The sequence below is a fragment of the Citrobacter sp. Cpo091 genome, from assembly GCF_030332645.1.
Classification (GTDB): domain Bacteria; phylum Pseudomonadota; class Gammaproteobacteria; order Enterobacterales; family Enterobacteriaceae; genus Citrobacter; species Citrobacter portucalensis.
The window spans coordinates 459,941-473,256 of record NZ_JAOWHL010000040.1; the positions used below are offsets into that span (position 1 = coordinate 459,941).

The following is a 13,316-nucleotide window of genomic DNA, read 5'->3' on the forward strand; positions in this document are numbered from 1 at the left end:
GGGTTATGATTTCAGGCATTTTAGCATCCCCGGGTATCGCTTTCGGTAAAGCATTGCTGCTGAAAGAAGACGAGATCGTCATTGACCGGAAAAAAATTTCTGCCGACAAGGTTGATCAGGAAGTTGAACGTTTTCTGAGCGGTCGTGCCAAGGCATCTGCGCAACTGGAAGCGATCAAAACCAAAGCTGGTGAAACGTTCGGTGAAGAAAAAGAAGCCATCTTTGAAGGGCATATCATGCTGCTCGAAGATGAGGAGCTGGAGCAGGAAATCATAGCCCTGATTAAAGATAAGCACATGACGGCTGATGCAGCTGCGCATGAAGTTATCGAAGGTCAGGCCACAGCCCTGGAAGAGCTGGATGATGAATACCTGAAAGAACGTGCGGCTGACGTACGTGACATCGGTAAACGCCTGCTGCGTAACATTCTGGGTCTGGCAATTATTGACCTAAGCGCTATCCAGGACGAAGTTATCCTGGTTGCCGCAGACCTGACCCCGTCAGAAACCGCACAGCTGAACCTGAACAAGGTGCTGGGTTTCATCACTGACGCGGGCGGACGTACTTCCCATACCTCTATCATGGCGCGTTCTCTGGAACTGCCTGCTATCGTAGGTACGGGTAGCGTAACCTCTCAGGTGAAAAACGACGACTATCTGATTCTGGATGCCGTAAACAATCAGGTTTACGTCAATCCGACCAACGACGTTATTGAGCAACTGCGTGCCGTTCAGGAGCAGGTTGCAACCGAGAAAGCGGAACTCGCTAAGCTGAAAGATCTGCCGGCTATCACGCTGGACGGTCACCAGGTTGAAGTTTGCGCCAACATCGGTACCGTTCGTGACGTTGAAGGCGCCGAGCGTAACGGCGCTGAAGGTGTGGGTCTGTACCGCACCGAATTCCTGTTCATGGACCGTGAATCGCTGCCAACTGAAGAAGAACAGTTTGCTGCGTATAAAGCCGTTGCTGAAGCCTGTGGCTCTCAGGCGGTCATCGTCCGTACCATGGACATCGGCGGCGATAAAGAACTGCCGTACATGAACTTCCCGAAAGAAGAGAACCCGTTCCTGGGCTGGCGTGCCGTGCGTATCGCCATGGATCGTAAAGAGATCCTGCGTGACCAGGTTCGCGCTATCTTGCGCGCCTCTGCTTTCGGCAAACTGCGTATCATGTTCCCAATGATCATCTCTGTTGAAGAAGTGCGTGCACTGCGCAAAGAGATCGAAATCTACAAACAGGAACTGCGCGACGAAGGTAAAGCATTTGACGAGAGCATTGAGATTGGCGTGATGGTGGAAACACCAGCTGCGGCAACAATTGCGCGTCATTTAGCCAAAGAAGTTGATTTCTTTAGTATCGGCACCAATGATTTAACGCAGTACACCCTGGCAGTTGACCGTGGTAATGATATGATTTCACACCTTTACCAACCGATGTCGCCATCTGTGCTGACGCTGATCAAGCAAGTTATTGATGCTTCTCATGCTGAAGGCAAATGGACTGGCATGTGTGGTGAGCTTGCAGGCGACGAACGTGCTACACTTCTGTTGCTGGGGATGGGTCTGGACGAATTCTCTATGAGCGCCATTTCTATCCCGCGCATTAAGAAGATTATCCGTAACACGAACTTCGAAGATGCGAAGGTGTTAGCAGAGCAGGCTCTTGCTCAACCGACAACGGACGAGTTAATGACGCTGGTTAACAAGTTCATTGAAGAAAAAACAATCTGCTAATCCACGAGATGCGGCCCAATTTACTGCTTAGGAGAAGATCATGGGTTTGTTCGATAAACTGAAATCTCTGGTTTCTGATGATAAGAAAGACACCGGAACTATTGAGATCGTTGCTCCGCTCTCTGGCGAGATCGTCAACATCGAAGACGTGCCGGATGTAGTTTTTGCTGAAAAAATCGTTGGTGATGGCATTGCTATCAAACCAACCGGTAACAAAATGGTTGCCCCTGTTGATGGCACCATCGGCAAAATCTTTGAAACCAACCACGCTTTCTCTATCGAATCCGACAGCGGCATTGAGCTGTTTGTTCACTTCGGTATTGATACCGTTGAACTGAAAGGCGAAGGCTTCAAACGCATCGCTGAAGAAGGTCAGCGCGTGAAAGTGGGCGACCCGGTTATTGAATTCGATCTGCCGCTGCTGGAAGAAAAAGCCAAGTCTACCCTGACTCCGGTTGTTATCTCCAACATGGACGAAATCAAAGAGCTGATCAAACTGTCCGGTAGCGTGACAGTGGGTGAGACTCCGGTTATCCGCATCAAGAAGTAATTCTTTTTGCAGAGAAAGATGGCGCCAGCAGGCGCCATTTTTTTTATCTGATGGATATCAAAACCCTGCCGGATGGCGCTACGCTTATCCGGCCTACAGCAAACTCCGTAACGTAGGCCGGATAAGACGTTCTCGTCGCCATCCGGCATTAAATCTGTGAGGTGACCGGTCGGTAACACGCCTCGCGCATCAGAATCTTCATCCCTTCCGGCCCGCTTTCCAGCATCCTTCGCTCCGAGTCTGCCACTAACAATTCACAGTCGTAGCCACCCGCAATACCAAACATGGCCCGCGCTACACAGATATCTTCCAGCGCTGCTGCCCCGTTGGTGTCAAAATGTCCAACCATACGCCCATTCTGGCGAACTACCAGCCGGTAACTCTTCATCGCGCCTCCCCTGCCGGTGGCAGAATTAATTCATCACAACCGCACAGGTGCGTCCACGTCATCACGTCCAGCACCCGCTGCCCGGCGTCGTGCGTCGCGGTCGTCAGCGTTTTCCCCAGTACAAGGCCGCTCACCAGCTCTGCACAAAACAGATCGCCAGTCCCCTTCAGATCCGTTTTCACTCGCGGATGGGCTAACACCTCAACCGTTTCAGCCGTCACCACCGCAACGTTAATAATCTCTTCGGTATCCCCCGGCGCGCTGGTTATTACCACCCATTTCAGGGTGTCAGTGAGCAGTGATTGTGCCGCCGTAATGGCTTCATCAAGCGTACGACACGGCTTTCCGCTTAGCATTTGCAGCTCGAACACGTTCGGCGTCAGCCCCTGTGCCAACGGCAGCAGGTGCTGACGATAAGCTTCCGGGATTTCGGCTTTCACATACATGCCGCTATCCGTATCGCCAATCACGGGGTCGACCAAAATGCATAGGTCCGGATGCGTGGCCCGAACGGTTTCCAGCCACTGTGCCAGCAAGGCGATTTGCTCCGCGCTGCCCATGTAACCTGTAGTCACCGCCTTTAGCTCACGCAAGGCATCACGCTCGCTTAAGGCGCGGAGATAGCCGCTAAACCAGTCAGACGGAATAACGCCGCCGTAAAAGGTTTCATAATGCGGGGTATTACTGAACAGCACCGTGGGTACTGCCGTCACGCGTAACCCCTGCGCTTTAATGGCCGGGACGGCGATGCTGTTACCTACGCTGCCATACACCACCTGTGACTGGACGGCGACGATATCGGTCTGTAACGCCCGATTCGTGTCGTCAAAGAGCACTGACTGGATATCACTCTCCTGCTCCATAAATTTCTCCTCTCGCTGGACAGCGGGCCTACGCCTCACTATTATCGTCATATGCTAAAATTCATTTTGTCATAGGTCAATAATGATCGACGGAAAAACCGCTAACGAAATTTTTGACAGTATCCGTCAACATGTCACTACAGGCACGCTGGCAGCAGGCGAAACGTTGCCGCCAGTGCGGGAACTGGCAACGGAATTAAACGTGAACCGCAATACTGTCGCGGCGGCTTACAAACGCCTGGTCACCTCCGGGTTGGCGCAGAGCCTGGGACGCAACGGCACGGTGATTAAGGGGATTACTGCCCCCGTTGCGCTGGAAGGTGGTAATCCGGATACCCCGCTTATCGATCTTTCCGGCGGTAATCCAGCGCCCTCGCGTCTTCCTGACCTGAGTAGTTATTTTGCAAAGATAAATAAGAATCCGCGGTTGTACGGCGATGCCGCTGTATCACCAGGGCTTAAGGTATGGGCATCACAATGGATGCAAAATGCAATGCCCGGCAAAGGGGAAATTGATATCACCAGCGGCGCCATTGATGCTATCGAACGGCTACTGTGCGCCCATTTACTGCCTGGAGATAGCGTTGTCGTAGAAGATCCATGCTTTTTGAGCAGCATCAACATGCTGCGTTATGCTGGTTTCTCCGCCAGTCCGGCCAATGTTGACCACGAAGGCATGCTGCCGGACCAACTGGAACTCGCGCTACAGAAAGGTGCGCGGGCAGTGATTCTGACACCGCGCGCGCATAACCCGACAGGATGCAGCCTGAGCGCCTCACGCGCGGCGCAATTGCAGGAAATCCTGGCCCGCTACCCGCAGGTGCTGGCGATCGTCGACGACCACTTTGCGCTGCTGTCCGCCTGCCGCTGGAATCCGGTGATTGCAAAGGAAACTGCACACTGGGCGGTTGTCCGTTCGATGTCGAAAACCTTAGGTCCGGATTTACGCCTGGCTATCGTGGCCAGCGATCCCGTCACTTCCGGGAAACTGCGTTTACGACTCAACTCCGGCAGTCAGTGGGTCAGCCACCTGCTGCAGGATTTGGCCTGCGCCTGCCTGAGTGACGAGACTTATCAACACACGCTGGCGCAAACTCAGCAGTTTTACGCCGCCCAGCAGCAAACGTTGGCGGCAGCACTGCGGCGACATGGCATTGAGTTGCCCGTTGGTGACGGTCTGAATATGTGGCTACCGCTGGAAGATAACAGCCAGGCGATCGCTTTTGCGCTGGCAAAGTCCGGCTGGCTGGTGCGGGAAGGCGAAGTGTTTGGCGTCAACACGCCTGCCCACGGCCTGCGTATTACGCTGTCAACCTTAACTGACAGCGACATTGATAAGCTGGCGGCTGATATTCATCAGGCGCTAAAACGCTAACAGGAGAGAAAAAGTGCGAGTTCATTTTGTTATTCATGAGTCTTTCGAATCTGCTGGCGCGTATCTGTCGTGGGCCGAATCACGCGGCTATAGCGTCAGTTGGTCGCGCGTTTATGCCGGAGAAGCGGTCCCTGCGAACGCCGATGATTTCGATATGTTGGTGGTGTTTGGCGGTCCGCAGTCACCACGAACCACGCTGGCAGAGTGCCCGTACTTTGATTCTCAGGCCGAGCAGCATCTGATCAACCAGGCGATTGCGGCACGTAAAATTGTGGTAGGGATCTGCCTGGGTTCACAGTTAATCGGCGAAGCGCTGGGTGCGAAGGTGTGCCAGAGTCCGGAAAAAGAGATTGGTCACTACCCCATCGTTCTGACCGAAGCCGGTCAACAGCACCCGCTGTTCAGCCATTTCGGCTCACCGCTTACCGTCGGTCACTGGCACAACGACATGCCAGGATTAACCGACCAGGCGACCATTCTTGCTGCCAGCGAAGGCTGCCCACGACAAATCGTGCAATACGGTAATTTTGTTTATGGTTTTCAGTGCCATATGGAGTTTACGGCTGATGCTATAGAAGGGCTTATTCAACACTCCGAACAAGAACTGGCGGAAGCTAAAGGCAAGCGCTTCATCCGTTCCGTTGAAGAGATGCGAGCATGGGATTATCAGCGGATGAATGAGAAACTGTGGCAATTCCTTGATAAGCTTGTGGAAAAACGTAACGATTGATTATGGCAGGCCGGATAAGACGCTTTACGTCGTCATCCGGCGCTCGTGCCGTACGTTTGCCTGATAGTGCTATGATTATCAGGCCTGAAAACTAAATCCCTAATCCCTGGTTAAAGTGCTCTTCGCCAAACACGCCGGTTGAAAGGTAGCGATCGCCGCGATCGCAGATAATCGCCACCACCACCGCTCCCGGGGTCGCGCGCGCCACACGTAACGCCCCCGCTACCGCGCCACCAGAACTGACACCACAGAAAATCCCTTCGCGAACGGCCAGTTCACGCATGGTGTTTTCCGCATCGTTCTGATGAATATCCAGCACCTCATCCACCAGCGAGGCGTTAAAAATGCCCGGCATATATTCCGCAGGCCAGCGGCGAATTCCCGGAATACTACTGCCCTCTTCCGGCTGCAGGCCAACGATAGTGACCGCTTTTTCTTGCTCACGCAGAAAACGCGACACACCGGTAATGGTGCCTGTCGTTCCCATACTGGAGACAAAGTGGGTAATACGACCTGACGTCTGCTGCCAAATTTCCGGTCCGGTGGTAGTGTAATGCGCGTACGGGTTATCCGGATTATTAAACTGATCCAGCAGCTTGCCTTCTCCACGCTGCGCCATCTCAAGGGCTAAATCGCGCGCGCCTTCCATCCCCTGCTCTTTGGTGACCAGAATCAGCTCGGCACCATAGGCGCGCATCGCCGCACGGCGCTCCTGGCTCATGTTGTCTGGCATCAGCAGCTTCATGCGGTAGCCCTTCAGCGCGGCGATCATTGCCAGCGCAATACCAGTATTACCGCTGGTCGCCTCAATCAGCACGTCGCCTGGCTTAATTTCTCCGCGCTTTTCCGCTTCGACGATCATCGACAACGCGGCGCGATCTTTCACCGAACCTGCGGGATTATTGCCTTCCAGCTTGACCCAAATTTCACTACCGTTATCCGGCGCCAGACGTTGTAATTTCACCAGAGGCGTATTGCCAATTGTTTGTTCTAATGTGTTCACGTTTTCAGCTCAATAAAAATGCCGGGTGGCGCTGTACTTACCGGGCCTACAGGTCATGCTGCACCTGGTAAGCCCGGTAAGCGCAGCGCCACCGGATGATAACTATACGAATTAACCTATCAGGCGCTTTGCGCCAGGGCAAGTTCCTCTTCCCGAGTTTCAATACGCTGGTCGCCGTTATACAGGCGCGCATTTTGCAACCCGACAAACAGACGTTCGCCGCGGCCAGGGGAATCATCGCCCTGCATGACTACCGTCAACGGTTCGTTATACCACCCCAGGGGTTGCACAACTAATTGGGTGTAGTGTCCTTTCGGGCTGGCTTCCAGCACTTGTACCGGCAACGGCGAATCCAGACTGGTACGACGGCTCACGTCCACTTCCCACGGGCGCAGGAACAGATCCACCGGTCCCTGATAGCCAGGCGTATAACCCAGCGGCCAGCGGTGTGCGCCCACATGGAATTGGCCGCCACGAATCGTCCCCTGCAGGCGGTTAACCTCACCCATAAATTCCAGGACGAAACGAGTAGCCGGTTCGCGCCATACCTGATCCGGCGCATCAGCCTGTTCGATATGACCCTGACTCATCACCACCACGCGGTCTGCGACTTCCGTTGCTTCTTCCTGATCGTGGGTAACAAACACGCTGGTAAATTTCAGCTCTTCATGCAGCTGGCGCAGCCATCGACGCAGCTCTTTGCGCACCTGCGCATCAAGCGCGCCAAACGGTTCGTCGAGCAGCAGGATCTGCGGCTCTACCGCCAGCGCACGCGCCAACGCCACGCGCTGTTTTTGCCCGCCGGAGAGCTGTGCCGGGAAACGGTCCGCCAGATGAGCCAGTTGAACCATTTCCAGCAGTTTGGTCACTTTTGCTTTGATGGCCGCCGCATTCGGGCGCTCACGCCGTGGCAGGACCGTCAGACCAAACGCGATATTGTCGAAAACGGTCATATGACGAAACAGCGCATAGTGCTGGAACACGAACCCCACCTTACGGTCGCGGGCGTGCAATCGGCTGACGTCGGTACCGTGAAAACGGATATGCCCGCTGGACTGATGCTCCAGCCCGGCAATAATGCGCAGCAGCGTGGTTTTACCCGAGCCGGATGGCCCCAGCAGCGCGACCATCTGACCTGAAGGAATATCCAGCGAGATATCGTTCAGCACCTGGGTGCGACCAAAAGACTTCTTAATATTGGCAATCTCAATGCTCATGATTTTCCTCCTGCTGCGCGCGTTTTTCCTGGTTCTCCAGACGCCATTGCAACATGCTCTTCAAAAACAGGGTAATAATCGCCATCAGCGTTAATAGCGCCGCGGCGGTAAAGGAGCCGACCGTGTTGTAGTCCTGCTCCAGTAATTCAATCTGTAGCGGCAGCGATAAGGTTTCGCCGCGAATCGAGCCGGAAACCACTGACACCGCGCCAAACTCACCAATCGCACGGGCGTTGGTCAACACCACACCGTACAGCAATGCCCAACGGATATTCGGCAGCGTAACGCGGCGGAACATCTGCCAGCCGGATGCACCCAGCAACACAGCCGCTTCATCTTCATTGCTGCCCTGGCTTAACATCACCGGCACCAGCTCACGCACCACAAACGGACAGGTCACGAACACTGTCACCAGCACCATCCCCGGCCAGGCAAACATAATTTGCAGGTTATGCTCATCCAGCCACCCACCAAGCGGGCCGTTAGAGCCGTAAAACAGCAGATAGACCAGACCGGCGACCACCGGCGAGACAGCAAATGGAATATCCAGTAACGTTAGTAGTAGTTGGCGTCCTGGGAAGTTAAAACGGGTCACCAGCCAGGCCAGCAACACACCAAACACCAGGTTCACCGGGACCGCAATCAGCGCAATCAGCACCGTCAGCCAGATGGCATGCAGCATGTCCGGATCCGCCAGGTTCTGTAATACCGGCATTAATCCCTTGCTGAACGCCTGCACGAAGATGTAAATCATCGGCACCAGCAAAATAAACGCGGAGACCAGCATGCCCGTGCCGATCAGAAACCATTTCCCCCAGTTGATGCGGGGTGCGCCATAGCGTTTCAATTGGGTAATGTCTGCCATCAGTGACCTACCACACGTCGACCAAAGCGACTTTGCAGAGTGTTAATTGAAAACAGCAGCAACAACGAAGCCCCGAGGATCACAGAAGCAATCGCGCTGGCGGCCGGGTAGTCAAACTCCTGCAAGCGAACAAAAATCATCAGCGAGGTCACTTCCGTCTTCCATGCGATGTTTCCGGCGATAAAAATAACCGCGCCAAACTCACCGAGGCTGCGGGTAAACGACAGCGCAACGCCCGCCACCAGCGCAGGAGACAGCTCCGGCAGCACTACTTTACGGAAACTTTGCCAGCGCGTAGCACCGAGCGTTTCAGCTGCTTCTTCATATTCCGGGCCTAACTCTTCCAGTACCGGTTGCACGGTACGCACCACAAACGGAATGCTGGTAAAGGCCATCGCTACCGCGATACCGAGCCAGGTGTAGGTCACCTTGATATCCAGCTTCGCCAGCCACTCGCCGTAGAAGCCATTAACCGAAAACAGTGACGCCAGCGTCAGACCTGCCACCGCCGTAGGCAGTGCGAACGGCAGGTCCATCAGCGCATCCAGCAGCGTACGACCCGGAAAGCGATAGCGGGTTAAGATCCACGCCATCAGCAAACCGAACACGCCGTTAAAAATCGACGCCACAAACGCCGACAGCAGCGTCACTTTATAAGCCGCCACCACCTGCGGATTGGTAATCACATCCCAGTATTGCGCCCAGCTCATTTGCGCCAGTTGCATCACCAGCGCGCTCAGCGGCAGCAGCAATATCAGGCAGACAAACAGTAAGCTGGTGCCCAGGCTCAAAGTGAAGCCGGGCAGCACACGTCGGGAAGAAACAGCAAACATTTACTTACGCCCCGCCGCCAGCAGTTTGTCCAGCTCACCGCCGCTGACAAAGTGCGTTTTCATCACTTCAGGCCACGAGCCAAACTTATCTTCCACACGGAACAATTCGGTCTGCGGGAATTTATCTTTCAGCTTGTCCATTACCTGCGGGTTATTCACGCGGTAGTAGAAATCGGTAATGATGGTTTGCGCCTGCGGGCTGTACAGCCAGTTCAGGTAAGCTTTCGCCGCTTTTTCAGTACCGTTGGCCTGCACATTTTTATCTACCCAGGCCACCGGGAACTCCGCCAGAATGTTGACCTTCGGCACCACCACTTCGAAGCCCTGGTCTTCATACTGTTTACGGATATTGTTCACTTCCGATTCAAAGGTAATCAGTACGTCGCCCAGACCGCGCTCCACGAAGGTGGTAGTTGCACCACGACCGCCGGTATCAAATACTTCCACGTTTTTCAGAAACTGGGTCATGAACTGTTCGGTTTTAGCTTTATCCCCACCGTCCGCTTTATCTGCCGCGCCCCACGCTGCCAGATAGGTATAGCGTGCGTTACCGGAGGTTTTCGGGTTCGGGAAAATCAGCTTCACGTCCGGGCGAACCAGATCGTTCCATTCGTGGATATTCTTCGGGTTGCCCTTACGCACCAAAAACGCCATGGTGGAATAGAATGGCGAACTGTTATTCGGCAGGCGGCTTTGCCAGTCGGCAGGGATCAGCTTGCCTTTGTCATGCAGGATCTGCACGTCGGTCACCTGGTTATAGGTCACGACGTCAGCTTTCAGCCCCTGCAAAATCGCCAACGCCTGTTTTGATGACCCGGCATGAGATTGTTTAATCGTCAGTTTGTCGCCGCCGTTATCCTTCGCCCATTGCTGTTCAAACGGCGGATTAAGGGCGGCAAACAGCTCGCGGGAAACATCGTATGAACTGTTCAGCAGTTCCGTTGCCTGCGCCTGCCCCACCAGCAACAGCATGGCTGCCAGCGTCAGTGTTCTTTTTTTCAGTAAGTTAACGGCCATTGCGCACCCTTATAAATTAAATGACTTTCTTATGGTCATCATATTTATAACCAGTGCTAAAGGAGTAACGGTTTTATATACCGTTTGATGATTTGAAAGTTGAAAAGAGAATAAGGGGTACCTCCTCCCCAGCACATGGGGAGGAGACCGGCATCAATCAGACGCCGACGCTTACGCTTTCAGGCAAAGTGCTGCCGCCATCAATCACGTTTTGCGTGCCAGTTAAATAACTGGACTCATCCGATGCCAGGAACGCCGCCAGTTCACCGACCTCAAGCGGGCAGGCCAGACGACGCATCGGGATCGCTTTCGCCATTTCGACTAAAACGGATTCAGGATCTTCCGGGTTAGACTGACGCGCAATGCTTTCCGCCATCGGCGTACGAACGTAGCCAGGGCAAATGGCGTTCACGCGAATGCCGGACTGCGCATATTCTACCGCCAGGGATTTGGTCAAACCGATGATCGCGGCTTTCGACAGCGCGTAGGCCGTTTCGCCCGGGTCAGCAACCATATCGCCGGTCACCGATGACATCATCACGATGCGCCCATCTTTGCGCGCAATCATCTCCGGCAGAACGGCTTTCGTCACGTTCCAGACGCCTTTAATGTTGATATCAATGTGGAAATCGCGATCTTCATCGCTCATATCAAGGAAGTTACCGAGGCGGCATACGCCGGCATTGTTCACCAGAATATCGATTTTGCCTTCAATCTGCTTCGCGCGCGTCACCGCTTCCTTGACCGACGCAAAATCTCTGACGTCAGCGTGAACAGCTGTGCAACGGTGCCCTCGCCCAGCCAACTCATCCGCCAGTTTTTCAATCTCATCGGAGATATCCAGCAGGATTAAGTTCGCACCATGGCGGGCAAACGTTCTGGCGATACCCTCGCCAATACCCTGAGATGCGCCCGTAATCAATGCTGTTTTGCCCGTGAGTTTTCCCATTTCAATATTCTCCTTTTGAATATGAAGCCTTCGCTTCATTCACGCAGAAGATACAGCAATAACAAATTAGTGCTGAGGAATAGCTCACTAAATCAGGTTAATCTCAGGTAAAAAAAATCCCCGACGATGCGGGGATGTCTATTTCGTGGCCGATAACAGGCTCAGCTCACCATTACAGCGCCATTAAACGGTCCAGCGACGGTGCAAAGTAATAGCCGCCGGTTACCGGTTTGGTGAAGCGCAGCATCGCATCACGCTTACCGTCGGTGTCACCAAACATGCTCAGCAATTGTTGTTCAATGTTGTGCAGACGAGCGCAGTAGGCGCAGAAATAGAGACCATGCGTGCCGCTGGCAGTACCGTATGGCAGGCTCTGGCGCACAATTTTCAGCCCTTTACCGTCTTCTTTGAGGTCAACACGGCTCAGGTGAGAGGTGACCGGACGGTCATCACCGTCGATCTCTTCGTTGGCTTCCTTGGTGCGACCAATCATCATTTCCTGGTCATGGATGCTCATGCGATTAAGCTGCTTCAGGTTATGTTCCCAACGCTGCACAAACACATAGCTGCCACCGGCATCCACACCATCTTTGATAACGGCAACTTCACGGCGCGTTTCTTCGCCTGCCGGGTTTTCCGTACCGTCAACAAAGCCGCTGAGATCGCGCTCTTCGACCCAACGGAAACCGTGAATTTCTTCTTTAACTTCAATACAGTCGCCAAATGCTTCCATTGCCGCCTGTGCAACGGAGAAATTCACGTCATGACGCAAAGAGAGAATATGGATCAACACGTCATATTGGGTTGCTGGTGCCAGACCTTTACCGTAAGGGATAAAGTCTTTTAACTCTTCAGCACCGACGCCGCCGCTCAATGCACGCCAGGTGTTGTTGCCAAAAGCGACAACCGCGCCCAGATGCGCATCCGGGAACTTAGCTTCAAAGGTCGCCAGCTTATCGGCGAAGGTTTTGCTGGCCGCACGCAGGGCATCAACGTCGCCTTTAACATTGGCTTCAATCCAAATCGCCGCACGGCAATGTTCTGGCAAAATGCCACTCTGAACCTGAGACATTGTTCCTCCTGAAAAAAAGATGCCACGACATCGTGGCATTGATGGGCGCTATTCTACCTGTTTTTTTAACAAGCCGATTTGTTCAGACGCAAATTAACGCCGCCAGATAATTTTGCTTACTTTCCACGCTTTCAGCGTGTCGTCAGACGGCATTATATCCTCAGGCCCGCTCCATTCACCGGAAAAAATATAGCTAATATGTTGACTTCCTTCAGCTTTACACTCAACGCCCGCGCTGTCATCTCCGGTTGCTTTTTGGCAATTACCGAAAGCTTTAGTGTAAAGGTCGCTAAACGGTGTACCGATTTCGACACCCGCGGCTGACGAAATATCGTGATCTAATACATCAATACGACTGATGGTTCCCTGGCTGCCGTTGATGACTATCGCCAGCTTGTCGTCTTTCATCGCTTCATAGAAGCGCACCACATTACCGTTATCGGTCTTCATTCCGCTACGCAGGCGGTAATCGCCGTCCAGCGCATCAGCAATGGCTTTTTCATCCAGCGGCGTAGCGCCTGTTAACGCTCCGACGCCCTGCTCTGTGACCTGCGTTGAAGAACCAAACCAGTTCCACGGATTGGCGGCAGACCAGTTCACCGAGGACAACGTTGAACACCCGGCCAGTAGCAGCGGCATCGCGCATAAAGTCAAACGCAGTGATTTCATTTCACTTCCTTCCTTATTTATCAACGGTGCTTGGAGTCCGGTTTCCCCAAAA

14 protein-coding genes are annotated in these 13,316 nt (G+C 53.6%); 4 read left to right on the forward strand and 10 right to left on the reverse strand.

All coding sequences use genetic code 11. The features are described from left to right. The first annotated feature begins 5 nt into the window (after positions 1 to 5). Together ptsI and crr are read left to right on the forward strand one after the other, a co-directional pair. A complete protein-coding gene (gene ptsI / locus OGY04_RS21090) occupies positions 6 to 1,733 on the forward strand; it encodes a phosphoenolpyruvate-protein phosphotransferase PtsI (protein WP_008785405.1) in 1,728 nt (575 codons plus the stop codon). A 40-nt stretch (positions 1,734 to 1,773) separates the two neighbouring features. Further along, positions 1,774 to 2,283 (forward strand): PTS glucose transporter subunit IIA, encoded by a 510-nt coding sequence (crr, locus tag OGY04_RS21095; RefSeq protein ID WP_000522253.1) that lies wholly within the window; start codon positions 1,774 to 1,776, stop codon positions 2,281 to 2,283. Positions 2,284 to 2,431: 148 nt separating this feature from the next. Here crr and OGY04_RS21100 read toward each other — a convergent pair whose 3' ends face one another. Together OGY04_RS21100 and pdxK are read right to left on the reverse strand one after the other, a co-directional pair. Then, on the reverse strand, positions 2,432 to 2,671 hold the full coding sequence (locus OGY04_RS21100; protein WP_008785406.1) for a hypothetical protein: 240 nt from the start codon (positions 2,669 to 2,671) through the stop codon (positions 2,432 to 2,434). After that, on the reverse strand, positions 2,668 to 3,534 hold the full coding sequence (gene pdxK, locus OGY04_RS21105; RefSeq protein WP_286585990.1) for a pyridoxine/pyridoxal/pyridoxamine kinase: 867 nt from the start codon (positions 3,532 to 3,534) through the stop codon (positions 2,668 to 2,670). Before pdxK ends, OGY04_RS21100 begins: the two co-directional genes overlap by 4 nt. An 82-nt stretch (positions 3,535 to 3,616) precedes the next feature. On the opposite strand from pdxK, the gene ptsJ reads away from it, so the two are divergent. Beyond that, complete coding sequence (gene ptsJ / locus OGY04_RS21110) at positions 3,617 to 4,909, forward strand: MocR-like B6 salvage transcription factor PtsJ (RefSeq protein ID WP_286585991.1); 1,293 nt, start codon at positions 3,617 to 3,619, stop codon at positions 4,907 to 4,909. Between the two features lie 13 nt (positions 4,910 to 4,922). Continuing rightward, a complete protein-coding gene (locus OGY04_RS21115; RefSeq protein WP_286585992.1) occupies positions 4,923 to 5,639 on the forward strand; it encodes a type 1 glutamine amidotransferase in 717 nt (238 codons plus the stop codon). Positions 5,640 to 5,730: 91 nt separating this feature from the next. Here the strand turns inward: OGY04_RS21115 and cysM are convergent, their stop codons facing one another. The 8 genes from cysM to OGY04_RS21155 all read right to left on the reverse strand — a co-directional run bounded on the left by cysM (position 5,731) and on the right by OGY04_RS21155 (position 13,264). Further along, a complete protein-coding gene (gene cysM / locus OGY04_RS21120) occupies positions 5,731 to 6,642 on the reverse strand; it encodes a cysteine synthase CysM (RefSeq protein WP_003835014.1) in 912 nt (303 codons plus the stop codon). 119 nt (positions 6,643 to 6,761) lie between these two features. Further along, positions 6,762 to 7,859, reverse strand: coding sequence for a sulfate/thiosulfate ABC transporter ATP-binding protein CysA (gene cysA, locus OGY04_RS21125; RefSeq protein ID WP_048234762.1), 1,098 nt, complete (start codon positions 7,857 to 7,859; stop codon positions 6,762 to 6,764). Continuing rightward, positions 7,849 to 8,724, reverse strand: a complete 876-nt coding sequence (gene cysW / locus OGY04_RS21130; RefSeq protein WP_003038064.1) for a sulfate/thiosulfate ABC transporter permease CysW — start codon at positions 8,722 to 8,724, stop codon at positions 7,849 to 7,851. Before cysW ends, cysA begins: the two co-directional genes overlap by 11 nt. Further along, positions 8,724 to 9,557, reverse strand: a complete 834-nt coding sequence (gene cysT, locus OGY04_RS21135; RefSeq protein ID WP_003038061.1) for a sulfate/thiosulfate ABC transporter permease CysT — start codon at positions 9,555 to 9,557, stop codon at positions 8,724 to 8,726. The genes cysW and cysT overlap by 1 nt, the downstream gene beginning before the upstream one ends. After that, complete coding sequence (gene cysP, locus OGY04_RS21140) at positions 9,558 to 10,574, reverse strand: thiosulfate/sulfate ABC transporter substrate-binding protein CysP (protein ID WP_003835019.1); 1,017 nt, start codon at positions 10,572 to 10,574, stop codon at positions 9,558 to 9,560. 157 nt (positions 10,575 to 10,731) lie between these two features. Beyond that, complete coding sequence (gene ucpA, locus OGY04_RS21145) at positions 10,732 to 11,523, reverse strand: SDR family oxidoreductase UcpA (protein ID WP_003835020.1); 792 nt, start codon at positions 11,521 to 11,523, stop codon at positions 10,732 to 10,734. 172 nt (positions 11,524 to 11,695) lie between these two features. Beyond that, positions 11,696 to 12,595: a porphyrinogen peroxidase gene (yfeX, locus tag OGY04_RS21150; protein ID WP_003835022.1), complete on the reverse strand. Its 900-nt coding sequence runs from the start codon at positions 12,593 to 12,595 to the stop codon at positions 11,696 to 11,698. Between the two features lie 93 nt (positions 12,596 to 12,688). Beyond that, on the reverse strand, positions 12,689 to 13,264 hold the full coding sequence (locus OGY04_RS21155; RefSeq protein WP_048215807.1) for an RpoE-regulated lipoprotein: 576 nt from the start codon (positions 13,262 to 13,264) through the stop codon (positions 12,689 to 12,691). Positions 13,265 to 13,316 lie beyond the last annotated feature (52 nt).

Coding starts and splice junctions, on each gene's coding strand:
- ucpA (WP_003835020.1), bottom strand. CDS start 11,523: ATGGGAAAACTCACGGGCAAAACAGCATTGATTACGGGCGCATCTCAG.
- crr (WP_000522253.1), top strand. CDS start 1,774: ATGGGTTTGTTCGATAAACTGAAATCTCTGGTTTCTGATGATAAGAAA.
- ptsI (WP_008785405.1), top strand. CDS start 6: ATGATTTCAGGCATTTTAGCATCCCCGGGTATCGCTTTCGGTAAAGCA.
- OGY04_RS21100 (WP_008785406.1), bottom strand. CDS start 2,671: ATGAAGAGTTACCGGCTGGTAGTTCGCCAGAATGGGCGTATGGTTGGA.
- cysT (WP_003038061.1), bottom strand. CDS start 9,557: ATGTTTGCTGTTTCTTCCCGACGTGTGCTGCCCGGCTTCACTTTGAGC.
- cysA (WP_048234762.1), bottom strand. CDS start 7,859: ATGAGCATTGAGATTGCCAATATTAAGAAGTCTTTTGGTCGCACCCAG.
- pdxK (WP_286585990.1), bottom strand. CDS start 3,534: ATGGAGCAGGAGAGTGATATCCAGTCAGTGCTCTTTGACGACACGAAT.
- ptsJ (WP_286585991.1), top strand. CDS start 3,617: ATGATCGACGGAAAAACCGCTAACGAAATTTTTGACAGTATCCGTCAA.
- cysW (WP_003038064.1), bottom strand. CDS start 8,724: ATGGCAGACATTACCCAATTGAAACGCTATGGCGCACCCCGCATCAAC.
- cysP (WP_003835019.1), bottom strand. CDS start 10,574: ATGGCCGTTAACTTACTGAAAAAAAGAACACTGACGCTGGCAGCCATG.
- OGY04_RS21155 (WP_048215807.1), bottom strand. CDS start 13,264: ATGAAATCACTGCGTTTGACTTTATGCGCGATGCCGCTGCTACTGGCC.
- yfeX (WP_003835022.1), bottom strand. CDS start 12,595: ATGTCTCAGGTTCAGAGTGGCATTTTGCCAGAACATTGCCGTGCGGCG.